This window comes from Desulfoplanes sp. (assembly GCF_054921335.1).
Genome location: NZ_JBUDSQ010000041.1, coordinates 1 through 25,299, shown reverse-complemented (window position 1 = coordinate 25,299; position 25,299 = coordinate 1). Strand labels below are relative to the sequence as shown.

21 protein-coding genes and 1 tRNA gene are annotated in these 25,299 nt (G+C 55.1%); 6 read left to right on the top strand and 16 right to left on the bottom strand.

What is annotated here, in order from left to right:
- The first annotated feature begins 234 nt into the window (after nucleotides 1–234).
- Together ACY692_RS09700 and ACY692_RS09695 are read left to right on the top strand one after the other, a co-directional pair.
- Nucleotides 235–1,881: a tetrathionate reductase family octaheme c-type cytochrome gene (locus ACY692_RS09700; protein WP_462325158.1), complete on the top strand. Its 1,647-nt coding sequence runs from the start codon at nucleotides 235–237 to the stop codon at nucleotides 1,879–1,881.
- Nucleotides 1,882–2,532, top strand: a complete 651-nt coding sequence (locus tag ACY692_RS09695) for a cytochrome b/b6 domain-containing protein (RefSeq protein WP_462325157.1) — start codon at nucleotides 1,882–1,884, stop codon at nucleotides 2,530–2,532.
- Between the two features lie 456 nt (nucleotides 2,533–2,988).
- On the opposite strand, the gene ACY692_RS09690 is transcribed toward ACY692_RS09695, so the two are convergent.
- The 4 genes from ACY692_RS09690 to ACY692_RS09675 form a co-directional block, all read right to left on the bottom strand.
- Nucleotides 2,989–4,215: an NAD(P)/FAD-dependent oxidoreductase gene (locus ACY692_RS09690; protein WP_462325156.1), complete on the bottom strand. Its 1,227-nt coding sequence runs from the start codon at nucleotides 4,213–4,215 to the stop codon at nucleotides 2,989–2,991.
- Nucleotides 4,216–4,273: 58 nt separating this feature from the next.
- Entirely contained in the window at nucleotides 4,274–5,131 is an 858-nt protein-coding gene (locus ACY692_RS09685; protein WP_462325155.1) for an ATP-binding protein, read from the bottom strand.
- 104 nt (nucleotides 5,132–5,235) lie between these two features.
- Nucleotides 5,236–7,134 carry an anaerobic carbon-monoxide dehydrogenase catalytic subunit gene (gene cooS, locus ACY692_RS09680; RefSeq protein ID WP_462325154.1) on the bottom strand — a complete coding sequence of 633 codons (1,899 nt, stop codon included), beginning with the start codon at nucleotides 7,132–7,134 and terminating at the stop codon, nucleotides 5,236–5,238.
- A 96-nt stretch (nucleotides 7,135–7,230) separates the two neighbouring features.
- Nucleotides 7,231–7,845 (bottom strand): 4Fe-4S dicluster domain-containing protein, encoded by a 615-nt coding sequence (locus ACY692_RS09675; protein ID WP_462325153.1) that lies wholly within the window; start codon nucleotides 7,843–7,845, stop codon nucleotides 7,231–7,233.
- A 487-nt stretch (nucleotides 7,846–8,332) separates the two neighbouring features.
- Here ACY692_RS09675 and ACY692_RS09670 point away from each other — a divergent pair, with 487 nt between their 5' ends.
- A complete protein-coding gene (locus ACY692_RS09670) occupies nucleotides 8,333–8,935 on the top strand; it encodes a 3'-5' exonuclease (protein WP_462325152.1) in 603 nt (200 codons plus the stop codon).
- A gap of 189 nt (nucleotides 8,936–9,124) precedes the next feature.
- On the opposite strand, the gene ACY692_RS09665 is transcribed toward ACY692_RS09670, so the two are convergent.
- The gene (locus ACY692_RS09665; protein WP_462325151.1) at nucleotides 9,125–9,253 is read right to left on the bottom strand and encodes a hypothetical protein; all 129 of its coding nucleotides are present in this window, start codon (nucleotides 9,251–9,253) and stop codon (nucleotides 9,125–9,127) included.
- Nucleotides 9,254–9,348: 95 nt separating this feature from the next.
- On the opposite strand from ACY692_RS09665, the gene ACY692_RS09660 reads away from it, so the two are divergent.
- Nucleotides 9,349–9,651, top strand: coding sequence for an FmdB family zinc ribbon protein (locus ACY692_RS09660; protein ID WP_462325150.1), 303 nt, complete (start codon nucleotides 9,349–9,351; stop codon nucleotides 9,649–9,651).
- A gap of 417 nt (nucleotides 9,652–10,068) precedes the next feature.
- Here the strand turns inward: ACY692_RS09660 and ACY692_RS09655 are convergent, their stop codons facing one another.
- The 10 genes from ACY692_RS09655 to fabD all read right to left on the bottom strand — a co-directional run bounded on the left by ACY692_RS09655 (nucleotide 10,069) and on the right by fabD (nucleotide 23,907).
- Nucleotides 10,069–10,548 carry a hypothetical protein gene (locus ACY692_RS09655; protein ID WP_462325149.1) on the bottom strand — a complete coding sequence of 160 codons (480 nt, stop codon included), beginning with the start codon at nucleotides 10,546–10,548 and terminating at the stop codon, nucleotides 10,069–10,071.
- Between the two features lie 234 nt (nucleotides 10,549–10,782).
- The gene (locus tag ACY692_RS09650; RefSeq protein WP_462325148.1) at nucleotides 10,783–12,345 is read right to left on the bottom strand and encodes a DUF4139 domain-containing protein; all 1,563 of its coding nucleotides are present in this window, start codon (nucleotides 12,343–12,345) and stop codon (nucleotides 10,783–10,785) included.
- Nucleotides 12,346–12,740: 395 nt separating this feature from the next.
- The gene (locus ACY692_RS09645; RefSeq protein WP_462325147.1) at nucleotides 12,741–14,804 is read right to left on the bottom strand and encodes a methyl-accepting chemotaxis protein; all 2,064 of its coding nucleotides are present in this window, start codon (nucleotides 14,802–14,804) and stop codon (nucleotides 12,741–12,743) included.
- A gap of 416 nt (nucleotides 14,805–15,220) precedes the next feature.
- The gene (locus ACY692_RS09640) at nucleotides 15,221–16,945 is read right to left on the bottom strand and encodes a long-chain-fatty-acid--CoA ligase (protein WP_462325159.1); all 1,725 of its coding nucleotides are present in this window, start codon (nucleotides 16,943–16,945) and stop codon (nucleotides 15,221–15,223) included.
- A 156-nt stretch (nucleotides 16,946–17,101) separates the two neighbouring features.
- On the bottom strand, nucleotides 17,102–18,265 hold the full coding sequence (locus ACY692_RS09635) for a class I SAM-dependent RNA methyltransferase (protein WP_462325146.1): 1,164 nt from the start codon (nucleotides 18,263–18,265) through the stop codon (nucleotides 17,102–17,104).
- Between the two features lie 49 nt (nucleotides 18,266–18,314).
- Nucleotides 18,315–19,406 carry a deoxyhypusine synthase family protein gene (locus tag ACY692_RS09630; RefSeq protein WP_462325145.1) on the bottom strand — a complete coding sequence of 364 codons (1,092 nt, stop codon included), beginning with the start codon at nucleotides 19,404–19,406 and terminating at the stop codon, nucleotides 18,315–18,317.
- 140 nt (nucleotides 19,407–19,546) lie between these two features.
- Nucleotides 19,547–20,437: an agmatinase gene (speB, locus tag ACY692_RS09625; protein WP_462325144.1), complete on the bottom strand. Its 891-nt coding sequence runs from the start codon at nucleotides 20,435–20,437 to the stop codon at nucleotides 19,547–19,549.
- Between the two features lie 63 nt (nucleotides 20,438–20,500).
- Nucleotides 20,501–21,172 (bottom strand): SPOR domain-containing protein, encoded by a 672-nt coding sequence (locus tag ACY692_RS09620; protein WP_462325143.1) that lies wholly within the window; start codon nucleotides 21,170–21,172, stop codon nucleotides 20,501–20,503.
- A gap of 27 nt (nucleotides 21,173–21,199) precedes the next feature.
- Nucleotides 21,200–22,855: an arginine--tRNA ligase gene (gene argS / locus ACY692_RS09615; RefSeq protein WP_462325142.1), complete on the bottom strand. Its 1,656-nt coding sequence runs from the start codon at nucleotides 22,853–22,855 to the stop codon at nucleotides 21,200–21,202.
- A gap of 107 nt (nucleotides 22,856–22,962) precedes the next feature.
- Complete coding sequence (gene fabD / locus ACY692_RS09610) at nucleotides 22,963–23,907, bottom strand: ACP S-malonyltransferase (RefSeq protein ID WP_462325141.1); 945 nt, start codon at nucleotides 23,905–23,907, stop codon at nucleotides 22,963–22,965.
- A gap of 231 nt (nucleotides 23,908–24,138) precedes the next feature.
- Between fabD and rsmG the strand changes: the two genes are divergently transcribed.
- Nucleotides 24,139–24,789 (top strand): 16S rRNA (guanine(527)-N(7))-methyltransferase RsmG, encoded by a 651-nt coding sequence (rsmG, locus tag ACY692_RS09605; protein WP_462325140.1) that lies wholly within the window; start codon nucleotides 24,139–24,141, stop codon nucleotides 24,787–24,789.
- On the opposite strand, the gene ACY692_RS09600 is transcribed toward rsmG, so the two are convergent.
- Nucleotides 24,744–24,968, bottom strand: a complete 225-nt coding sequence (locus ACY692_RS09600) for a hypothetical protein (protein ID WP_462325139.1) — start codon at nucleotides 24,966–24,968, stop codon at nucleotides 24,744–24,746. The two genes, rsmG and ACY692_RS09600, sit on opposite strands and share 46 nt — an antisense overlap.
- Nucleotides 24,969–25,177: 209 nt before the next feature.
- Between ACY692_RS09600 and ACY692_RS09595 the strand changes: the two genes are divergently transcribed.
- Nucleotides 25,178–25,264: transfer RNA gene (locus ACY692_RS09595), tRNA-Leu, on the top strand.
- The last annotated feature ends 35 nt before the right edge of the window (nucleotides 25,265–25,299 follow it).

Sequence of the window (25,299 nt, the reverse complement as noted above, 5' to 3'; positions counted from 1 at the left end):
TGGAGCGGTGTCAGGTTGAATAAAATATGATCAGCAGACATTATTTGCCTGTCCCCAGAAACCCCCAGAAACCCACAAAAACAAACACCAAGACACAATGCCCGCGGGACCAATCTCTCCTTGCTGAAACTTTCTATTTACGGTTATGGGTAATAAACTTGTGGTGAGCCGGATCAGGACTGGCGGTAAACGGCTCGAAAATGGGCTCACCATGGAAACTGAAGGGAGGACGGTATGCGCGAACACCCCCGGTATCTGTTCATCGTGAAAACCCTGATCGTCCCGGTACTGTTTTTATGGGGGTATGCCGGGTCGGTCCTTGGGGCCCAGGAACCGGACGCCCCCGGACGAACCCTGGCCAAACATGCGGTCATGGAGGACCAGGAACTCTGGATTACAGCGGATCATTCAAAATTCAAGCAGCTCCAGCAGCCGTTTTCCTCAGGGCCGGAAGTGACCCGGGCCTGCCTGGGATGCCACACCGAGGCGGCCTTGCAGTTCCACAAGACCATCCACTGGACCTGGAAGGATCCCAGTGACGACAGCGGCAAGACCGGCAAGGCAGGGATTACCCTGAACAACTTCTGAATCAACATCAACAGCAACGAGGCTCGTTGCACCTCATGCCATGCCGGGTACGGCTGGAAGGACAAAAATTTCGATTTCAGCGATCCCGCCCTTGTGGATTGTCTGGTCTGTCATGAACAAACCGGAACATACAAAAAATTTCCGACTGGGGCCGGTAATCCCACCCCTGTTCCCAAGAAATTCGGCAAGAAGATGTTCTATCCCCCGGAGTGGAACAAGGTCGCCCAGTCCGTTGCCCGCCCGTCCCGCACTAATTGTGGGGTCTGCCATTTCTACGGGGGGGGCGGAGACGGGGTCAAACATGGGGACCTGGATTCTTCCCTGATCAAGCCGAACAAGAAACTCGATGTGCACATGGGTCTCGATGGCCAGAATTTCACCTGTACCCGGTGCCATTCCACCAAGTTGCACCACATCGCCGGACGGGTCTACTCCACACCGGCCGCCAAGCACCGCAAGAGTCTGCTTGAAGACGACCTGAGCGCCAAGATCATGTGCGAGTCCTGCCATTCGACCACCCCGCACAAAGAAGGGTCCAAGCCAAACGACCATACGGACAAGGTCGCTTGTCAGTCCTGCCATATCCCGACCTTTGCCCGGGTAAACCCCACGAAGATGTTCTGGGACTGGACCACGGCAGGAAAAAAGAAGGACGGCAAACCCTACACAATCAAGGGGCCATACGGCAAAAATACCTACAATACGAAAAAGGGAACCTTTGTTTGGGAGAAGGATGTCATTCCGGAGTACCATTGGTACAACGGGGCCATGCAGATCAGGAGCGCAGAAGAAACCATAGATCCTTCGGGGGTTGTCAGACTGATCTGGCCCATGGGTGACAAGGACATGGATAATGCCCGTATTTTTCCTTTCAAGATCCATGAGGGTAAGACTCCCTATGACAAGATCAACAACAACGTGGTCATCCCCAAGTTGTTCGGAAAAAAGGGATCAGGGGCTTATTGGAAGAGCTATGACTGGAAAAAGGCCATCGCTGCAGGCATGGACTATGCTGGGTTGCCGTTTAGCGGTGAATACGGCTTTCTGGACAGTGTGTATGCCTTCCCCATCAGCCATATGGTTGCCCCAAAATCAGACTCCGTGGCCTGTCTGGAGTGCCATGCACGGAAGGGACGGCTGGAAAACCTGACCGGTTTCTATATGCCCGGACGGGACCGGGTAACTGCATTGGATGTGGGCGGTTGGACCCTGGTCGTGGCCTCTCTCATCGGTGTGGCTATCCACGCCCTGGCCCGGATTTTTTCGCTCCGGCTGCGGAAAAAGGAGGACTAAATGAGCCAGAAACCCATGAAAAAGATCTATCTGTACACCCGGTTTGAACGCTTTTGGCACTGGGTGCAGGCCATTTTTATCTTCTTACTCCTTCTGACCGGATTTGAAGTACATGGGACCTTTGATCTGTTGGGGTTCGGAAGGGCGGTATCCTTGCACAATGTATTCGGCATAACCTGGATCATCCTGTTCGTCTTTTTTGTTTTTTGGGTGTTTACCACCGGGGAATGGCGGCAATACGTGCCCACGACAAAAAAGCTGCTCGAGGTCATGCGCTACTATTCTTCAGGCATCTTCAAGGGCCAGCCCCACCCGGTAAAGAAGAGCAGGGGGGCCAAACACAACCCCCTGCAGAGACTGACCTATCTGGGACTCACAGCCGTTCTGCTCAGCCTGCAGATGCTTACGGGCTTTCTGTACTATTACTATAATGAGTGGCAGGCCTGGTCCATCGACGGGTTCTTGGATCTGGAGGTGCTCGCGACCATCCATGTGTTGTGCGGGTTCGCCATTTTGAGCTTTGTCATCGTCCATGTCTACATGACCACCACCGGTCACACCCTGACGGCCCACATTGCGGCCATGTTCAGCGGCTGGGAAGAGGTGGAGGAGGGCGAGGTCGAAAGCTGGGAAGTGCACGAGAGAAAGTGAAGCGCCGGCAGGTAGGTTATGCTGGATTCTTTGGCAATAGATACCTTTAGGAGGGCGGAAGTCGCGGTCTTTTGGACGCAGCGGACATGACTGGGGGCATGCAAAGGACCTTGGTGCCTGGGAAATATCCAAAAGTCTCTTCGGGTCCGGCTAGCGGTCCGGTGGTCGGCCATTGCGGCATGACCGTTTGATCCTGCAATGTGAGAAAAGTTGATGCGGGCGCCCGCATCAACTTTTAACCATCATCCTTGCGGTGACCGTACGGATGCGGATGAATATGTGGCTATCTTGCTGAAAAGTATGGATGAGTAAAGTGTCTGCCCCCCCCCAAAAAAAAGAAGCGGGCGTTCCGTCCGCACACCCGGGATCCTTGCTTCATGCTGCTGTGATAAAAAAACTGACTGGAAACGCCACCTTTGAAACCGGTCCTAATGGTTTGGATATGGTTTTTTTGCATCATATCCTGCATTTTTTGACCATTCCTGTCATCATGTACGCGGTGCTGAAATTGCGCGAGAGTAGCCGGTGGCTGATAGATGAGACATCCGCACCTTTGCGCATGAGCCCGAGAAACATGCCCGCCCCGGAGATATCGCCTACCAGCACGAATCCGGTTATCTTTCCGTTCTTTAGAAAGATCTTGCGCAGTGTCTGTTTGGATTTGCGCTTGATGACCGTGTCCGACGGTTGCCCGACCACAATGATTTTGCGGGCGAGCTCCTTCAAGGAATTCATGTTCAGTTGTTGTTCATAGCGGATTTTCGCGCCCATGATGTTCATGGCCACGGTCCGGCCGTGGGCCACGGCCACGGGATAGAGCCCGTGGATCTTGGTGTTGCCGGTGACCAGATCGCGGGTCTCGGCAACGTCCCCGCATCCATGGATGAACGGGAAATTGGTTTGCAGGTAGTCATTGACAACGACCCCCTGGTTGCATGTGATCCCGCTGTTTGCAAGAAAACCGATGTTTGGTTTGACCCCGGTGGCGGCGATGTACAGGTCCGCAGTCAGGATGTGTTCTCCTGCCGTGGTCACGCCCTCGACCCTGTCGTTTCCGATGAATCCGGTGGCTTCGGTTTCCAGGCGGACGTCGATACCGGCATCCTGGAGGTCTTTTAGCACATAGGCGGAGGTTTCTTTATCCAGGAGTCGGGGCATGACCCAATCCCGCCGGTTGAGGAGGATGGGTCTGAGCCCGATTTTGGCCAGACATAGGGCGATTTCAACACCGATGAATCCTCCGCCGACAATGAGGGCGGTGCTGCCGGGGTTGGTGTCCGCCAGATTCCGGATCTGCCGGGTACCCTCGAGGGTCTTGAAATGGCAGATGCCCGGTTTATCCACGCCGGGGAGGGGAGCGTAGAGGGATGATCCCGAGGCGATGACGAGGTGGGCGAAGTGATAAGAGCCCTGGTCACTGGTCAGAAGCATCCGGTCCGGGACGATGGACACCACGGATTCCCCCATGCGGCAGTCCAGATCAAATCTGCCGCATACATCGGTTCCTTTCCAGAACAGGGCTTCTTCATTGCCGGTGAGCAGGTATTCTCCGAGTACGGGAGGGGAATAGGGGGGCGTTGTTTCCCGGGCGAACATGATGATTTCGCCCGCATAGCCCTGTTCCCTGAGGGTTTTTGCGGTTTCCAATCCGGCCGGTCCCATACCGATGATGATGGTTTTCATGGGCGTTTCCTTGTGGGGTTGGTGTGGTCATGATGTGATGCACGATTGCTGCAATGGACTATGCGATCATCTCTGCCAGGTTTCTGACCTCTTCGACATATGGGGTGTTCATTGCCATAAGCGGAGTGACATCGGGTTCCGTGGCCATGACCGCTTCGTCAAAGGGCAGATGGGTTACCGTGGAAAAGGGATGGTCCCCCAGGTATCCAGCCACCTTGTCGTTGTCCTTTGGGCTGCGGCATCGGTTGACCACCAGGTGCACCCCGGGGATATCCAGATCCCGGGCGAGCCCGGCCGAATGCAGGGCCACCTGCACGGCGTTGAAACTTGGTTCGGTCATGATCACGGCGTGCTGGAATCCGTCGGCCAGGGCCCTGCCGAAATGCTCCACCCCGGCCTGGGTGTCCATGAGGATGATCTCGCCATTTCGAAGGCGTATGTACCGGACGATGCTGTCCAGAAGGGCGTTTTCCGGGCACAGGCACCCCGTGGCCGCCTGGATGACGCTGCCGATGACCAGCAGATCGATGTTTGTGTCGATGGACATGCCAAATCGCTGTACAACGTCCGAGACATCCGGGTTGATGCGCAGCATGGCCCCCCATCCCTGGCCGGGGCGGGCCCCGGTTTTTTCCTCGATATAGTCGAGATTTTTGGAGACCGGGACAAGCTCGGATGGCTTGTCCAGGGGAAAGCCCAGGGAAAAGGCCAGATTCTGCTGGGGGTCTTCGTCTATGGTAAGGACCTTGTTGTTTTTTTCAGCCAGGAGTTTGGCGAGCAGGGCGGTCGTGGTGGTCTTGCCGACCCCGCCCTTGCCCGTGATGACGATGCGGGTTCCGCCATCTCGGGGGGCCTGGTGTTCGTCGAGATAATCCGCCGCGCTGAACAGGTGTTCACTGCGTGATTCGTGGTCCATGGGGTGTCCTTATGGGAATGGAATGGTGGCTGAACATCGTGGAGGGGCACGGCGCGCCGTGCCCCTACGGGTCGTCATCATGAGCAAATGATCTTTTCGGCCGATCAGATCCCAAGCCCCTCACGCTTGGCCAGGATGTGCTTTTCGATCATGTCCGCCGCCTTGACCGGATCGGGCTCTACGGCAAAGGACGCGCCGACCACGTCGTTCAGGCCCGAGGCCAGGAGGTTCAGGACATTGGCGCTCCCGAAGATCTTGGGCGGGATGCCCAGGACCGTGAACACGCCCGAGGCCACGAAGTAGGAACCGATGGACACGGCCTTCTGGGACATCCATTCGGGAGCGGCCCCGGCCAGGGGGAGCTGGTCGATGGAGACGTCCAGGGCCTTGGCCAGCTCGGCGGCCAGAACGAGGATTCTTGAACAGTCCACGCACGAGCCCATGTGCAGGACCGGCGGGATGCCCAGGGCCTGACACACGGCCTTCAGGTTGTCGCCCGCCTGGTCGGCAGCCTCCGGCAGGAGCAGCCCTGCCTTGCCCGCGGCAATGGCGGCGCACCCCGTCTGGACCACAAGGATGTCGCGCTTGATGAGTTCCTGGGCCAGCCGGACGTGACCGTAGTCGTGTTTGATCTTGGGGTTATTGCATCCGACCATGCCCACGGCTCCCTTGATCTGACCGGCGGCAATGGCGTCGATGAGGGGTTTCGGGGTTCCTCCCAGGGCCTTGACCACCGCTTCTACGGAAAAACCGGCCATCATCTTAACCGGTTCGCCCGGGATAAGCACGCGGTTCGGATCCCTGTTCTCGAAGTTGTCGATGGCCAGCTGGACAATGCCCTTGGCCGTATCCATGGCGTTTTTCGGATGGAATTCCATGTGCACGGCACCGGGCACCTTGGATTTTTCACTGGTGGAGACGACCTTGGAGTGGAAGCAGGCCGCTGTCTTGGTGATGGATGGAAAGATGCACTGGTAGTCGATAACCATGACCTCCACCGCACCGGTTGCCAGGGCCAGTTCCTGATTGAGCATGTTCCCGGCAATGGGCACGCCCTTTCTCATGAGCAGTTCGTTGCCCGTGCAGCACATCCCGGCCAGGTTGATGCCTTGGGCTCCTTTGGCCTTTGCCTTCTCCTGCATTTCGGGCAGCCTCGAGGCCTCGACCACCATTTCCGAGAGGACCGGGTTGTGCCCGTGGAGGATGATGTTGACCATGTCCTTTTTGAGCACGCCCAGATTGACGGACGAATCCTTGATCTCCGGGGTGCCGAAGAGAATGTCCGAGACCTCGGTGGCCATCATGGAGCCACCCCAGCCGTCGGCCAGGGCCGTGCGCAGACCGTGGAGCAGGATATTGGCGTAATCCGCCCCCACACCCATGTGGATGCGGTGCATGCCTTCGACGATCTCCCGGTCCACGCTGCGGGGCATGATCCCTGTCTTGTTCCAGATGTCCTGGGTCTTTCCCGGGGGTCTGCGGGTGAACTGGATGGAATTCTTGATGGTCCCGAACTCCTCGAGCATGCCTATGGCCACATCCTTGGCGATTGCGTTGTTGTTCCTGCCCTCTGTGGGGATGTTGTACTCACCGGCAATGGCCATGAGTTTGTCCGTGTCCAGGATCTCGTATCCCTGGGCAGAACCTTCGGCGGTTTCCAGCATGGTCTCGATGACCTCGCGGCCATGGTCCGAATGGGCGGCCGCGCCCGTGTTCAGATCGTCCAGAAGATTCCTGGCCACGATGAGATCGGCATCGGCCCCGCAGACGCCCCTGGCCGGTGATCCCCCGTAGGGATCGATGCGGCAGGGCCCCATGGTGCAGCGGTTGCAACAGACCCCGGTCTGGCCGAATCCGCATTGGGGCTGCTGGGCCTCGAGCCGGTCCCAGGCCGTTTCCATATTTTCCTGCATGGCCCGTTTGAGGACCGGCTTGGCGGATTCGTCGATGGTACGTTCGTCTATGATTTTATTCAGAGTATCTGGATCATACTGAGCGGTCATTGTGCGCCTCCTTGGAATGAGCTGGTGAGCTCGTGGCTGGTACGGTGTTCCGTTATTGACGGAGTGATCGGTGGGTGAGCGACGTTTTTTTCCGGTTTACTTGGAGGAAGGAAGCGGTCCCAGTCGGGCGAGGCTTTCCCTGATAGCCTGATAGGCCTGGATGTTTTCCGGAACAGACGAGCTCGCGTCTCCCTGAACCGTCCTTGTGATGTTCAGGGCGAAATCCTTTTTGGCAGCCTTGACCGCGTCGTTGGCGGAACCGAAGGTCAACGCCCCGGTCTTGCAGGCCTCGACGCAGGCGGGGACCTGATCCTCTTTCTGCCGTTCGATGCAGTTGTCGCATTTGTACGCGGTCTTTTTGCCCGTTGTTTTGCTCATGGCAAAGGTCATGGCTCCGAAGGGACAGACCATGGCGCACATGCCGCAGGAAATGCACAGATCTTCCTGGACCATGACCGTATCGAATTCCGGATCGCGGGACAGGGCACCCGACGGACAGATCTGGACACAGGGGGCGGGATTGCAATGGCGGCATTTCAGGGGAAAGGTCAGGAAATCCACCCCGAGTTCCACCCCGATGCGCGGCCTGGGAAGATCCGAAGGCAACGGATTCGACAGGTCCGGGAGTGGTTCGTGATGGGCCTTGGCACAGGCCAGTTCGCAGTGTCTGCAACCTATGCAGCGTTCGACATCGACAAAAACGGTTTTCATGCACGGCCTCCTTGGGGTTGGAGCTGATGATTTCGAGAGGGGGTATAACCCCCCTTGAGCTTGAGATTGAAAACTATGTGAACGGCCTTAGAAACGCCGGACTTGCGATACTGGTTCGATTTTGCAGGATATTTGTCATGGTTTAGGCAAATGGAATCGGATCCGGCATAGTCAATATATTGAAAACGGAGCGCGATAGGGGTAGTGCCCTTTTCTTTTGGTGGTTCCGGTCTACCATTGCGTTGTAGGGTCGAAAAATAAAATCGGTGTATGTATACTCTAAATACGCCTGTCATACAATGTTTTTTCAAAAAATGATCGAAAAAAATGGCAGTTACATCCACTTACGGGAGGAGTGAATACGAGTGATAGAATATTTACTACGAAGAAGACTAATTTTTATTTTTTATATACTGCTTGGTGATATTTTCTTCGCAAAGCTCACATGGTTTGCATTGGACCATGGGGGCAAACTGGGGGGATCTTTATGATGACGACAGCCCCATTCCCAACCCGAGATCCTTTGCCCAAGGAAATGATCAATGATTTTCCCCTGTGTCACTATGATGGCCCCATCTGTTTGGTCACGGATCCCGGAGATGTCGTAGCCGCTTGCACAAGATTATCCCGCGAGAGGGTACTTGGATTTGATACGGAAACGAAACCGGCATTCAAAAAGGGGCAGTCGTTCAGGCCTGCCCTGTTGCAGCTTGCCGGGAGCGATTGCGTGTATCTGTTCCAACTCAAGGGCACCTCGTTTGCTGAGCCGTTGGTCGCCCTGCTTGCCGATCAGACGGTCATCAAGGCCGGGGTTGCGGTGCGTGATGACATCGTCGGTCTTAAGCAGCACACGCGGTTTGAGGAGGGCGGTTTTGCGGACCTGAGTTCCATCAGCGAGCAGCACGGCTTCATGACCCGGGGGTTACGGAACATGGCCGCCAATTTTTTGGGATTTCGTATCGGTAAGGGGGCCCAGCGCAGCAATTGGGGACGAGCGTCGTTGACCCATAAGCAGCAGGTCTATGCCGCCACCGATGCCTGGGTGAGCCGGGACCTGTATCTGTGTTTCGAGAAGATGGAATTGATCTGAAGGGGAAGGAAACATAGCATGATCTGCGGTCCTCTCCCCGGTCGGTTTGTACTCGTGGGATGGGAACGGTGGGTCATGGTTCCGGGGTGGAATTTCCGGTTGGGTGCACAGGGCGTGTGATCCGGGCGTATGCTTTTCCCGAATGGGCCAAAATTTTTTTTGTTTGAGGTTGACAGAAGGAAAATGGGATCAATATATAAACCCGTCCGTTGCCCAAGCGATCGTTTCTCCCGATGCTGTACAGACTTCTATGTCCGATTGTTTGCACAGGGCTTTTTTTATTTGCGTGGCCTTGGCAACAGGATTGATCTTTTTCATGTTACCCATCCCCGTTTGTGGGGGTGTGCACATATTTTTTTCGTGGTCAACCCGGGTGTCGATTGTGGTACCCGGACACACAATGGAGCTGGACAATGCCTATTTATGAGTATTGCTGTGAGGACTGTGGTCATATCTTTGAAGAGTGGCAGAGCGGATTCGAGGAAAAACAGTTCCCTTGTCCCATCTGTACGGGTGAATCCAAGCGGATTGTCTCCCATACCTCGTTCGTGCTCAAGGGGAGCGGGTGGTATGTAACTGATTATGGTAACAAGCACACCTCGTCCAAGTCCTCGGGGAATGGGAACGGGGGCAAGGACAACAAGGCCGCCAAACCGGCCAAGAGCGAGAGTTCCTCTTCCGGGAGCAACAAGACCACGCCTGCCGCGTCGAGCTGATCTTCGGTCCGTCCTCCGGAACGCAAAGGGCCGTGCCAGATTTTTCTGGCACGGCCCTTTGCGTTGTTCGGCAGTAATTGAGGAGGATAGGGGATAAGCCTAATGCGGCCAAGCCGCAGTTGTACGTTTTAGGTTGTACGTTCAATCGGTTGTAGAATTTTCTGGTTTGTTATGGCAGATTTTTATGAGTAAGCTACTAAAATTGTGTGCGACTCACTTTTTTGTAGCGGGTTTTGTTTTTATAAGAAAACGAAATAATTACGTAAAATAAAAACCAGGGTCTTTGTGACCCCCCATCCAGGGAGGTGACCCGGGAGCTGCTCGGTTCCAAATACGGGGCCTGTTTTGTTGTGGGAACGTGGATACACGAAGAGCCCGGCCATTGTCCGGGTGACGCAGATATATCCAATACCGGCATCACTGCTCCTTGGTGATGGTCACGTCCTTAAGCATATTTTCAAAGTCTGCGAGACGCCCCAGCATCTTTTTTCCAAGGCGATCGGTCCTCTCGGGCAGGGCCTCTTTGTTCCTGGAGATTTTTTTTACGATCTCCCGGGCGGTGGACCTGAATGATTCTTCAGAAAAGTTTCCAAGCATGGCCTCGTATTCGATGACAATGGAGACCATGCGTTCATACTCTCCCTGCTGTTTGCGGAAACACTCCTTGAGTCCTTTGAGGTAGGTGTCTCTGACCGCGTCCGAGTCCTCCCTGTGGTACGTGTCCATGGCATGGACCCATAGGGTCACAAAGAGGGGCCGGTACAATTCACTGAATTGATCGTGCTTGAAGCGGCGTCCTTCACCAATGCCCAGGATGGCCAATTCGTCCTTAAGGGTAGCATCGAGGAAATAGCGGTTGAACTCCTTGATCACATCGTTGACTTTCAGATCACGCATAGGTTTTCCTTGTGGTGGGTAACTAGTCAGGGCAAAATTTAGATACCGGTACAGTATCAAATCCAAGATTACCGTTGAGTGCTGAGCAAAAAAATTAGAAACCGGAAGAGTGTACGCCAACCTTCCGTAACTTCGATGTGGCTAAAATTTCTAAAATCCGGAATTCTATTTTGGGGAAGATGCTCTGGAATAGTCACGTGATTGGTTGATAATAGTTGCTTTGCCGCTGCCTTTTTACCATCGCCACCCTGGGTCGACGTTCATGTCATCGGGAGCTTTAGCTTCGACACGGACGCTGATTCGCTGTTTTGTTCCAGGGGCCAGGTCCTGGGACCAAACCATTACTTCAGGCTTGTCCTTTTTCTCCCCGAAGTCCGGCGTAGCCGAGACGGAGAGACTGATCTCTTTATCGCGGGAAATGGGGCGCGGTTCCTCGACCACCGTTTCGATGGCGATGGGTTTGTCGTTGGTGATGATCAGGTCCCAGTCCCATGTCCAGGTTTTTTTCTGGGAGAACACGCCGGAGCTTCCGGACTTTTTGTCTTTGAGCACGGCCTTGGCCGTTACCAGCGGGTCCGGACCGAAAAAAAGGTCCAGCTTTTTGCCGGAGAACGAGAACCTCTGCTTGCGTAGAAACGCGCCGTCGACCAGGAACATGGCCTCGCCGCGAGGAAGGTCGAGGGAGGTGCCGACCTCGATCCCGGTATGCAGGAATCCGGTTCCGCTCACGCTTGGTCGAAGGAGGTACGTAAAAGATGCGGGCCAGACGGCATCCTTGACCCTGACACGGACATTGTCCCCGGCAGGTATGTTACGGGACCCGAGTTCCCATGACGAAAAGGTTCCCTTACGGTGTTCGACCGGTCTGTTCGGGGCGGCCATGGTTGCCCGCTGCATGACGGGACGTGGCGCAGCCGCTTCTTCCAGCATGATCGACTTGCTGTCAATCCCGGCGGGTTCTCTTGGCTGCAGAATCCAGGGCCTGATCCCAGGAGGGGTGGGACGCGTGTGGGTTTTTCCGGTGGCCAGGGAAAGCCGGACATTCTTCCAATCCATGCCCGTACCCTGATGGACCATGGCCTGCCAGGTGAAACGGACTTTTTTTTGAGCCGGCAGGGCCTCGATCCGGTAGATGGGTTTCCAGCCGCATCCCCTGAGCGTATAGGTCCACGTGCACCGGAAACTGTCTTCCGGGCCCGGTGAAAAGCCAAGGGTTATCTTCCAGTTTTTTTGTTGGGTTCCCTGGATGGCCGCTATCCGTTCTTGTATTCTGGCGATCTCTTTGGTGATGGTTGTTAGTTGTCTCGAGGCCACGTCCTGTCCAACCTGGGCATCCTTGATTTCCTTGCCCATGGTTTGGGCGAGTTCCTTGAATCCATCCAGCGATCCCTGATCGGTTTGCCGGCAGGATTCCCAAAAGGCGATTTTTGCGCCGAGTCCCTTTTTTTGGGCCTCGAGCAGCCCTTTTTGGGATATGAGATTTTCCCGTTCTTTTTTGAGACGGGCTATTTGTTCGGAATCCACGGATACGATGGTTTTTTGTGATACATCGGTCAGGGAGACCCCCTTGGGCGGAAAAAATGCCAGACTTGCCGGATCGGCCCGGCCAGGAAGGAGTATTGTGGCGGTCCGCTGATCCCCGGTGGCATTGGGAGCAATCTCGCCGTGTTCCTCGACGGTCGCTGAATCCGGAAACAGGGTGACGGATGAGACGTTTGCCGCTGCCGGAAGGACGTTGCAGAAGACAAGAAGGCACGAGCAAAGAACGCTGATGATATGTGGGGGATGGTCGCGCATGGGATTTTCTCCTCATCTCGGGCTGGTCTGAAGGTGGTTGGTTTGTTGGTCCATATTTTTGCATCCTTTTCACGGGATTTCAAGGCCACGTCCACAGGTGGGATGGAACATCGGTACGGGGTTGATCCGGGATCTCTTGGGATTTGATGGTGCCTTGGCGTCTTGACAACGTTCTTGACCATCAAGATCCCGGTCTCCGCCATGAACGACGGCAAACAGGAAAAATCCGGGTCGAACCGTTTCGGATGGGAACGTTTGAGCCATGCGTCAGTTTTTCCGTATGTCCCCAAAAATGTTTTCCGCTGCGTTCCTGCTCCCCACCAGGGTAAGAAAAAAAGCCGGGAAGCGTTCGCTTCCCGGCTCAATACATGAATGACAATCAAGCTGGACAGGGGTTAGAACCGTTCAAATTCGTCGTCGCTCCCCCCGTCCATATTGAGGGCTATCCCCTTGGGATTCTGGGAGCGGGCCCGGGCCGTTTTGGACGCAGGGGCTTGCCCGTTTGCGGGCAATTGTGGTCTGGACGTTTGTGGACTGACCACGGTTTTTTGTCTGACCGGACCGGAAGCATTACCCAGGTTGAAAAAGGCGATGGCCGATTGCAGGTGTCCGGCCTGTGAAGAGAGTTGTTCGGAGGTTGCAGCCATCTCTTCCGAGGCCGATGCGTTTTGCTGGACAACGTGATCCAGCTGCTGGATGGCCTGATTTATCTGATCGGCTCCGGCGTTCTGCTCCTTGCTCGCCGCGGTGATCTCCAGGATGAGATCGGCTGTTTTTTTGATGTCCGGAACAAGGTCGACAAGCATTGTTCCGGCCTTTTCCGCCTTGACGACACTGGCACCGGAAAGATCGCTGATTTCCGCAGCCGCCTTGCCGCTATTTTCTGCCAGTTTTCTGACCTCGGCCGCGACCACGGCGAATCCCTTGCCCGCTTCCCCGGCCCGGGCTGCCTCGATGGCCGCATTCAGTGCCAGTAGATTCGTGTTCCGGGCGATCTCCTCGATAATGGAAATCTTTTCGGCGATATGTTTCATGGCCGAGACTGTTTCCCCGACCGCTTGCCCCGTTTGTTGGGCATCTTCGGCCGCCTTGACGGCAATTTCTTCCGTCTGCATGGCGTTGTCCGCGTTCTGCTTGATATTCGCGGCCATCTCTTCCATGGAGGAGGATATCTCCTCCACGGATGCTGCCTGCTCTGTAGCCCCCTGGGAGAGTTGTTCCGATGAAGCGGAGAGTTGTTCACTCCCCGATGCCACATTTTCTGTCACGTTCCGGACATCGCCGATAGTGCTTTTGAGTTGGGCAATCATGTTCCGCAGGGCGTCGGCGAGTACCCCGACCTCGTCCTTTTGGCAGACATCGATATCCTTGGTCAGATCACCGTGGGCGATTGTCTGGGCCAGTGTAATGCCTTTTTTGACCGGGTCGCTGATAACATGGGCAATGACCATCAGCAGGGCGAACAGGATGATGATGGCCACGGCAGATGTCCATACGCTGGTTATGGCGATGGCATGGGCCTGTCCCTTGACCGTGGCCATGGGTATGGCCACCCCGAGGCTCCAGGATTCTCCGGTCTTGCCCACAGGGATTGGAGAGAAGGCCATGAATTCCATCCCACCCGTCAGGGGAGAAACGGCTTCAAAGGACACGGGTGAGCCGGATGAGAGGGCCCTTTTGACCCTGGATTTGTACTTTGGAGCGATGATTTCCGCGATATTCTTACCCACCAGATCGGTGTTCGGATGGGCCACGATGAACCCTGTGTTGGTCATGATGATACCAAAACCGGTCTCAAATGGTTTGATCTTCTGAATAATCTCCTGGAAGTCTGTCAGGTAAAAATCGACTCCGACTATTCCGATATTCTTTCCGTTTTTCTTGACCGGATATCCGGTAGAAGCGAGCCAGAATTTTTTGCCGTTTGCCTCCCATGGATAGGGCTCGGTGATGGTTTCGATATCCCCGGACATGGGCTTTTCAAACCATTCCTGTCCGGTCAGGTTGGTTTCACCTGCAAAACTGGAGGCAATGGTGCCGTCTTCGCGATGGTACCAATTGCGGTAGGCACCTTTATAGGTATCCATGTACTCGGCCTCGCGGGAGTCGAATCTGCCCCCTGGAAAGGTGCACCAGGCACCGGACAATCCGTCATTGCGCTCGAGGGTGTGGATCAAAACGGAGTCGAGGAATTCACGGTCGGGTATGGTTGAATAGTTGGTTGCCTTTTCAAACATGCTTGCCAGGGTTCTTGTGACCGTCATCGCCTGATCGAGGGCCACTTGTATCTCATTGCCGTACCCACGTGACTCCTTATGGGCCGTAGATTTGGCCTGCTCGACCAAAACGTCCTGGGACTTCGATGTCATCATCCAGGTGCTCACGACCAGGATCAACAGGACGGTCACAAAGGTCGGTATCAGGATTTTATATCTCAGACTCCAGTCTTTGAATCGCATACGCTTATCCTCCGTGGATTTTTTGTTCATGGATTAGGGGGTGCGTGAAAATATGTATGACATTTTTTTGCACAACAGTTTTCAATTATTTATAGATGGAACTTTTTGCACAACAGTTTCCAATTGTCCATAGGGTTCTTTGGTGCTGATCGATGGGGGTTATGTTTTTTCCTACCGTTATAATAGATTAAATTGATAAAAATATTGGGGCACAAAACCGTGGCGGGATTGGTCGACAGAAGGTTGATCCCCGACAAAAACAGGATGGAATTGTCATATATTGCTAAAACAGAATTGTCATACATTTTTTGCAAAAAATGCCCCTGAAAAAACTTGTTGGGTTTTCAGGGGCATTGCAGACCGTACCTCTCAGGAGAGGAGGGCCCGTTGAGCGCTTTGGGCAGGGGTGGAGGGGGTTACTTTTTCTTTTTGGAATCGGCCCGTTTCTGTCTTCTCGTCTCGAGTTTCTTGGTCTCCTCGTCGCGTAGGGCCCGTCGCAGGACCTTGCCGACAAGGGTTTTGGGGAGTTCATCACGGAACTCGACTTTCTTGGGGATCTTGTAGTTGGCAAGTTTTTCACGACAAAAAGAGATAACTTCTGCCCTGGTCAGGGTCTCTCCGGGATGCACAACCACGTAGGCCTTGATGATTTCTCCGCGGGTGTGGTGCGGAATGCCGACCGCCACGGCCTCGTTGACCTTGGGGTGTTCGTGGAGGACTTCGTCGATCTCCCGGGGGTATATGTTGTAGCCCCCGGAGATGATCAGGTCCTTTTTGCGGTCGACAATGAAAAAATAGCCGTCATCGTCCATATAGGCGATATCCCCGGTATACAGCCAATTGTTCCGGAGGGTCGATGCGGTTTCATCAGGGCGTTTCCAGTATCCCCTCATGACCTGGGGACCGCGGATGACCAATTCTCCTATCTGGCCGGGTTTGAGGGTCACCGTCCCTACTTCCATGTCCACGATGCACGCATCCGTGTCCGAGATGGGGAGTCCTATGGACCCGAGTTTGTGTTTACCGATCAGGGGATTGAGGTGGGTCAAGGGAGAAGCCTCGGTCAACCCGTATCCTTCGATAATTTCAGCTCCAGCCAGTTTTTTGAATTGTTTGATGACTTCGGCCGGAATAGGGGCGGAACCGGAAAGGCAGAACTGGATGGAGGAGAGGTCGAACTTGTCGAGGTCCTTTTGCTGGAGCAGGGCCATGAATACCGAGGGGGCGCAGGGAAAGATGGTCGGGTGGATTTTTTTAATGGCCTTGAGAATATCCCTGGGCACGAATCTGGGAAAAGGTACCATGGTTGCGCCCAGGGCCACAGCGAAATTGACGCACACGTTCAGCCCGAAAATGTGGAAATAGGGGAGGACGCCCAAGAGGAGCTCGTGGTCCTTGCCCAGTTTGTGCAAAATCGCCAAATATTGTTGGACATTGGTGGCAAGATTTTGGTGGGTGATCATGACCCCTTTTGAAACCCCGGTGGTTCCGCCAGTGTATTGGAGCAGGGCAAGGTCTTTTTCTGGTCTGAAAGAGCGGGGGGTATACTTGGCTCCCGTTTTGAGCAGGTTTTTCCATGGGAACACCGTGCGCATATCATAGGGGATGCTCGGCGCGTTATCCTTCTTCGCCTTGACGTTGTACAGGATGTTCAATGGGAAGCGGAGACAGTCGGAAATCCGGGTGACGAATATCTTGGAGAGCTTGAGCTTGTTTTCCAGAGACTTCAACTTGGGCCACAAGAGATCCAGGGTGATGAGGACCTTGGCCCCGGAATCGGAAAAATGATGGACCAGCTCCTTTTCCATATACAGGGGGTTGGTCATAACGGCGATGCATCCGGCCTTGAGGACACCGTAAAAGGTCATGATCGCCTGGGGGGTGTTGGGCAGCATGATGGCCACCCTGTCACCGGCCCTGACCCCATGTTCCCGCAGATTGGCCGCGATTTTCTCGCTGGTCTTGAGGAGCTTGGCGTAGGTTATACTCCAATTATTGAAGACGATTGCCTTGCGTCTGGGGAATTTTTTGGCACTCCTTTCGAGATATTCGTGGATCGGAATATTCTCGTAGGTAAGCCGCGGGGGAACTTCCTTGTCGTAGCTCTTGAGCCAGTTTCGCTGCAAACTATCTTCTATCATCATGGTGCCCTGCAATGGAGGTGAGGAGATGCCGGAATATGTATTACATGTTTTGTTCACAAATGGGAAACCGGGGAATGCAAAATTCTCTTGCGTTTGTCCAGTCTTTGCGCCCCATGTTTTTCAGCTAGGAGAAAACATATAACATATCAATTTTTAATGTTTTTTTAGGATAAAAACCGTTTCCATGTGCCATGTTTGGGGGAACATGTCCACAAGGATGGTCGTGCGTATCGACCAGCCCGACCGGAGGATGGGGGCGAGATCCCGGCAGGTATTGACCACATCACATGAGACCCAGACCATGGTCTCGAGGGAGCCGATGGAAAGGATCTTGTCTCCGATATGCTTGGCCCCGGTCCGTGGGGGATCGATCACCATGGCTGTCGGTTCGAATGTGCGGATATTTTTCCAGGCACGTTCCTTGGCCAGGTTACCCGTGTCAAAGGTCAGATTGTTCAGCCCGATGCGTCCGGCATTACGGGCCCCGGCCCGGGCGGCGGAAGCCACGGATTCCACGGCCAGGATTGTGGCCCCCGAGGTGGCCAAGGGGAGGGAAAAATTTCCCGCACCGGCATAGAGATCGGCCACTCGGTCATGTCCCCTGACCGCATGGGTGACCAGATCGATGAGCTCCCCATTGAGCTCCCAATTGGCCTGGAAAAAATTGTTCCCGGGGAGAACAAGATCGAACCCATAGGCGGGAAAGGGCAGGTCGATGGTCGTTTGGTCCTCTTGCGAAAAGACGTTCAGGTCCTTCGGGCTCGCGGCAATGGTGAACCTTCCGTCCGGGAGTTTGGCACTGAGTTGATGGAGGGCCCTGGACAGAGGACGGGCCAGTAGAAGGCAGTCATCGAGCCGGATGGGATCGCTGCTCTCGAGCTGCCTGAAGTGCGGTTTATGGTTCAGTACGTGGATCTGTCCTCGGTACCTGTACCTCCATCCTCTTGGGGAGGCTATGGCCGTGATGGAGGGGAGGGTGGTCGTATCAATGTGTCGGTGGAGGCTGCGTTTTAGCGTCTCCTCGAGGATCCTTTTTTTGAGCCCGAGCGCCTTGGATGCGGGCAGAATGCCCATTTTGCATCCCCCGCAATGGGGGGCGTGGGGGCAGGGATGGGGGCGGCGAAGGGGGGAGGGCTGGACGATCTCCGTCGGTTGTGCCGCAATGAAATCCTTTTTTTCCCGGATCGTTTGTACGTCCACGGTTTCCCCCGGCAACACACCGGGTTCGACAATGACCGCCTTCCCGGAATCGAGCCGGCCGAGCCCCCGGCCCCGCCAGAGGATTTTTTCTATGGTCAGGTTTTTGATCATTGACATGCCCTTTTTTCTCCACAATCCGGCTGCACCAGCCGAGCTCCCCGTTTTGCTATTCCTTCATGAGCTTGTCCTGCAGCCCCTTGATCAGGATGGGCCAGGCAATGGTCGCGTCACACATGACCTCGGCAAATTGTCCTCCCTCTTTGGGGGGGACAAACTTGCCCCAGGAGATCCCTTCGGAATAGGTGCATCCGCTCAATCCTCCCCAATGGACGGGTTCCGGACAGATCCGGATGCCGTAAGAGAATCTGCGGACCGGAAGATCGAGGTCCGGCAGCCGCTGGCCCGCGATCTCCACAAAGGGACCCACTTGCTGGGCCCAGTTTCTGGGAACGCCCCCGCCGATGGTAAAAATCCCGATTTTTTTGGCGGAACAGATTTTCCGGGTGTAGCTGAACAGATCCAGGAAGGGATTGAACTGGAACGGCAAGGACGCCGGGTCGCAGTCCTTGTCCATTATCTCCGGCATGTGGCGCATGAGATGGGTGGCCATATCCAGGGCGAGTTCCGAGTCCGTGAACGCTGGAATGTATACCGGAACGTCATTGTTGTAGGCACTTTTGAGGATGCCCGGTCCTTTGACGTGTTCGACGAGATACTCTCCGACTCTTTTGCAGAATTGTTCGGAGCTCAAAAATGTTTCCCCGGAAATCCCTTGCATGACCTCGTGGATGACGTCCTCGGCCTGCATGAAGTTGATTTCGGGTTCCAGAGTATCATATACTCGGTTGAAACCCTTGGAAAAAAGAGACTTGTCGTCCATCTGGCCAAATTTGTACTTGTAGTGACAAAGCCCCATGGACTCGATGAATCCGTGGGCCATGAGCGCTCCCGTGGACACGACAACGTCGAGCCAACCGCTGTCGATCATTTTGCAGATGAGCTTACCCATCTTGGCCACGGTCATGGCACCCGAAAAGGTGCCCACCACAAGACAGTCGGGATCCTTGACCATGGCGTGGAGCACTTCCATCGCCTCGCCGAGATTGCGGCCCCCGAACGCGGTTTTGGACATGGCTGAAAGGAGATCGTCAAACGATCCGATCTGATCGGGGTCCAGCGTGGTCAAAGGGTCCAACCCGTAATCTGCAGGGTTTTCGAGGTGATCGATGGTACGGAGGTCGTTTTTTTTCTCGGTCATGGCGGACTCGGGGGGTTGGAGGGAGTAGAACAATGTGGTGGAAAATAAAAACGTCCCGCGAGGATGAGCAAATCCCGGCAATGGATATAAAAAAAAGGCTTATTCGGTCATTAAGACGCCCATGGGGGCGGGATCCTTGCCTACGGATCCTGTGTCATGTCTTTCTTGTGTTGGGCCAGGAAGGCATTGAGCATCCTGACGATGCATTTTACGGCAACGGATTCGGAAACGACCGATCCGGGAACGGGGGCGACTTCACACATGTCAAGGCCTACAAGGGGTGATCCGGGCCACAGGTGGGCGAAGAACTCCCATATCCAGTCAAAGGATATTCCCCCCGGTTCCGGAGTACCGGTACCAGGAACCAGAGAGGGGTCCAGGCCGTCGATATCGAAACTCACGTATACCGGACGGCCGGCAAGGAACGTATTGATCTTCTGGGCCGTCCGGTACGGGGTGTCCAGGTCCCAGGCGAAGATGGTCATCAGCCCGCTCGGGGGCTGGGAACGGATATATTCGGCCTCCTCCCTGCAAAGGCTGCGGATGCCCAGCTGTACGGCGGGTATGCCGAGTTCCCTGGCCCTGGCCATGATACACGCATGGGAGAGGGGGGTGTTCTCATACTCGTTGCGCAGATCGCTATGGGCGTCGATCTGCAGGATGACCAGATCGGGATGGGCCGTGTGGTAGAATTCGAAAAGAGGCAGGGAGATGGAATGTTCTCCCCCCATGGTGACAAAGAAATCACCGTGTGCGTCGTAATTTTTGAGCACCGTGCGCATGGCGGCATGTAGAGATTCCGGACCACTTGCCGGAGCCTGTACAAAGGGCAGTGTGGAAAAATGGGCCAGATCCGCCAGGTCGACATCCAACTGTCCGTCATAGGTTTCAATCTGATAGCTTGCCCTGAGTATGGCCTCGGGGCCGGATTTGGTCCCGGACATGAAACTCACTGTTCCTTCATAGGGCACGGGCCAGACATGGATATGTCGGCCGTTTTGGCCATCGAGGTCCAGAAAATTGTTGTACATGGAAATCCTTTGCAATGTTGGGGGGGGGGGGACCTTGTTGCCGACCGGTCGTGGTGGACCAATCTACAGGGGTTTCTTGCTCCGCAAAATCGGTTTTTTCACGCCGAGGGGCTTGAGTTGCGCTTTGAGCTGTCGCGTTTCGATGGGTGCCCCGTTGAAACGCACGTTGACCCTGTGCCACCCGGAGGATGACGTCTCCACAAAAGCGGGGATACCGAGCCGAATGATCCGCTGCCGGAAGCGGAAGGCCTCGATTTCCGAACGGAATGCCGCAGCCTGGTATACATAGGCAAATCGCTTTTGGGGGGTGGTGTCGGGTTTGGGGTCCGGTTTTTTGGGGGGAGGAGTGACCTTTATGACTACCTGGGGGGGTGCCGGTGTGTTGTCCACGGTTTTTTCGACCCTTTTGGGGGTGCTGGGACGCGGCCGGGAGGATTTTTTTTGCCGTTTTTCGGGTTTTTTCTTTTTCAACCGGTCATAATAATCGAGTTCTTCCGGCGCAAGGACCTTGGGGGCGGACACCACCGTTTGGTGCTGTTTTTCCGGCATGATTTTCGCGATTTCCGGAATGGCTTTTTCGGGTTTGTATCCCTTGCCCACGAGAACACCGAGGATAAAGGCCCACGCCATGGCCACCACAAGAAACAGGGACTTTTTGACGATACCGCCTATATCCAGTCGCTTCTGGTTTTTTTTGCGTGGAGATTTTTTTTTGCTGTTTTTCGAGGTTGCCATGGCCGGTTCTGTTCGGTGGTTGTATGGTTACATCGTTTCCGGGGCGGTCACTCCGAGAAGCTCCAATCCGTTCCGCAATACCTGGGCCACGGCCTTGAACAGGTGGAGCCTCGCCTGGAGGAGTTGGGGATTTGGCGCGTTCAGAATATGGTGCACATTGTAATAGCGGTGTAGGTCTCCTGCGAGTTCCTGCAAATAGTAGCTCACGTGATGGGGGCTGAGTGTTCTCGATGCAAGGGCCAGAATGTCCGGAAACCTGTCCATTCTCTTCAAGAGAGCCAGGTCTTCGGGCGTATCCAGCAGGGTGAGTAGTTGTATCTCCGGTTCGGTCTCTTCGATGCCGCGTTCCCGTGCCTTGGCCATGAGGGAGCAGATCCTGGCATGGGCGTACTGGACATAGTAGACCGGGTTGTCCATGGACTGCTGCTTGACCACGTCCAGATCGAAATCCAGATGGCTGTCGCTCTTGCGCGAAAGGAAGATGAACCGGGCCGCATCCACGCCAACTTCAGCGCACACATCGGCCAGGGTCTCGAATTTGCCCGCCCTGGTGGACATGGCGATTTGTTGGCCCCCGCGCAGGAGGTTGACCAGCTGGACCAGGATGACCTGCAGGGATCCGCGGTCGTTGCCAACGGCCTCGATGCCCGCCTTCATCCTGGGCACATACCCGTGATGATCCGCACCCCAGATATCGACCATCAGGCTAAAGCCCCGTTCGATTTTGTCGGCATGGTAGGCGATATCCGAGGCGAAATAGGTCAGATAACCGTTTGATTTGCGGAGAACCCGGTCCTTGTCATCCCCGAATCGGGTCGATTCGAACCACAGGGCCCCGTCCTTGTCGTAGGCCAACCCTTTTTCCTTGAGGGAGGAAAGGGTTTTTTCAACGATGCCCTTATCCACCAAACTTTTTTCCGAAAACCAGTTCTGGTGTTCGACCCGGAAATTGGCCAGGTCTTCCTTGATCCCGGCAAGGATGACATCGACCGCCACGGTCTTGCAGTATTCAATGGCCTCATCCTCGGGGGTGTCGAGGAACACCTTGCCCTTGTCGGCGAGGATGTCCGCGGCGATGTCTTGTATATACTCGCCCTTGTAGGATTCGTCCGGCAGGGGGATGTCCTCTCCGGCCAGCTGCTTCATGCGGACCCAGACGGAGTTGCCGAGCAGGAGCATCTGGCGTCCGGCATCGTTCAGATAATACTCGGTCACCACCTCATGTCCGGTTGCCCGCAGGATGCGGGTCAGGCAATCGCCAATGGCTGCGCCGCGACCGTGGCCGATGTGCAGGGGGCCGGTGGGATTGGCGGAAACGTATTCGATCTGGGCCCTGGTTTTTTTCCCGATCTCGGATGTGCCGTAGGTTGTTTTTTCCAAGGAGACTTCTGGAATGGTTGCAAGCCAGAAGGCGCGGTTGAAGAAAAAGTTCAAGAAACCCGGCCCGGCGATATCGATGGATTCGACCTCTGGGCATTGGGAGAGCAGGGTTTCGCGGATTTCTTCGGCGATTTTTCTGGGCGCCGTTTTGGCCTGCTTGGCAAGCATCATGGCCAGATTGGAGGCCAGATCGCCGAATTTTTCATCCTTGGGGGGTTCAAGGGTGGCCTTGGCCGGCCATTCCCAGCCCTTAGCCTCAACAAAGGCTTTGAGTTTGTCGTTTAAATAGGTTTCGCCGCGCATGATACATCCTTACGTAAAAAAATGGGTCCAAGTCCTTCTCCGCGCCGTTGCGCCTCTGCGCGAAAAAAAACACTCCTCCCGCGCAGAGGCGCGGAGGAAAGAATCTTTTACAATGTTTGGGCCTGTTCCAGGGTTGCGATGTTTTCCGGGATCAATCCGTCCTTGTGCTCCTTTAAGATCTGGCCTGTCATTCGGGAGAGGACGCCCTTGGGGCCGATTTCCACGAACCGTTTGATACCCGCTTCCCACTGGGCCGTGACAAGCTGGGTCCAGTACACTGAAGAGGTCATCTGGCGGGTCATGATCTCTTTGATGGCCCGTGGATCTTCGGCCTTTTCCGCTGTCGCGTTCAGGTACACCGGAAAGGTGGGCGTTTTCCAGTCGACCCTGTCCATGGCCCTGGCCAGTTCGGCAGCGGGTTGGGCCATCATCGGGCTGTGGAAGGCCCCGCTTACGGGAAGAACCACGGCCCGTCCCTTACCCCCCCTGACCAGTGAGGCCGCTTCGCTGACCGCGTTTTCCGTCCCGCTTATGACGAACTGGGCCGGGGTATTGTAATTGGCGATGAGGATCTCCTGATCCAGCGAGCTTTTTACTTCCCCGACCAGGGTTTCAACGCTTTCTTGGGAAAGTTTGAGGATGGCGGCCATCTTCCCCCCGGTCTCCGTGCTTGCCTCGGCCATGAGCCGACCCCGCAAACAGACCAAATCCAGGGTGTCTTGCATGGACAAAACCCCGGAGGCGAACAGGGCTGAATATTCCCCAAGCGAGTGGCCTGCGGCGCATGCCGGGGAGAGTTTGGCCTTCACAAATCCCCAGAGTGCCGCGTTGACAACGGTCAGGGCCGGTTGCAAATAGGCCGTCTGCGCCATAGCCTCGGTATCGATGTCCCAGTAAATCTCGCGTAGGGCATAGCCGGATATTTTTTCCGCACGGACCCAGAGTTCCATGGCATCTGGCCAATGTTCGGCCAGATCCCGTCCCATGCCGGGACATTGCGATCCCTGACCGGGAAAGAGAACCGCGGTCGGGTTGTTTTTTGTTTGTAGCATTTCGTCCTCCGGTGTGATGATCCCTCGGGCTTTTACCCGGACCTTTACTGGACGTAAAGGAAGAAAAAACGGGGATGGAGTGTTGGTTATGGTCCGAAAATTATAGGGACAACGGATGGGGGTCTGCGAGCGCACACCCTGTTGCTGTCCGGTTTGCCTGTCCCCCTGTTCCGGTTCCTGAAGGTGTATATCCGTGTTTGCCTGAATTTTTATGACAAAGGATGATTCCCCATGCCCCCCCTTATTCCAGAAAAAGCCGTCACCGCCATGGCCCTGGAGCTTGGCCGAAACTTGACGTCCCACCAGGCCGGTCTTGTGACTACCTATTTGCAACTTTTGGAAAAATGGAACCAAAAGATGAACCTGGTCGGTCCGGGAGATTGGCAGACCATGCTGGCGACACTCGTCATCGACAGCTGGAACCTGGGGGATTTTTTGAATGGGTTGGATCTGGCAGACAATCATCTTGCCCTGGATCTTGGTGCCGGGGCCGGATTGCCGGGTATCCCTCTGCGGATTTTTTGGACCAAAGGTGAGTATGTACTGGTCGAACCAAGGCAGAAACGGGCCATGTTCATGCAGACGGCCCTAAGAACCATGTCCCTGGAGCGTACACGTGTGGCGTCTTGTCGGGTCGAAGAGTTGCCGGAGAACGATCCGCCCGCTTCATTGGTCCTGAGCAGGGCCTTTTGTCCCTGGCGGGATTTTTTGTCCCTGGCCTCTCCCCTTTTGGACCGGAAAGGGTATTGTCTGGTGATGACCAATCAGACAGAACCCACAGATATTCCAAAAGGATGGCGTTTGGTCAGGTCCGTCACATACCCCGTGGGCGGGGATCAACGATCGTTCTGGCTTTTTTCGTCGAACATATCGCCGAGCTGAGAGTTCTTGAAGATAAGCTTGGTGGCGGTTTCATCGGCAATTTCGGCAACATTCATGAATGTCTCCAGGAGATCGAGCATTTCGTGGCGCCGCTCCTCGGACGAATATTCGAAATCTTTCCCCATTTGCCCGGATTGCATATAATTCTGGAATGCTTTGAGTGCGTTCAGCGTGATCATGGCTTGCCCGTGTTTTTACCATGGAGACGGCTCGTATCCATGGGTAGTGGTTGCAAGGGGAGGATTCCCTGCCACAGGGGGGCGGCGGGGTCAAAACCAAAAAAACGGAAATCGCGGTATCAATCCAGGATCATGGAAATTTTTTCTGACCCATTCATTTTTCTTGACACTCGACCAGCTCTTACATAGAAACCCTCCATCCCATCCGTGCCGGGGTGGTGAAACTGGTAGACGCACTGGACTCAAAATCCAGCGATGGCAACATCATGCGGGTTCGATTCCCGCCCCCGGCACCATCGACTTATCTTGAAAAGTCCCGGTTTGTCCAAAA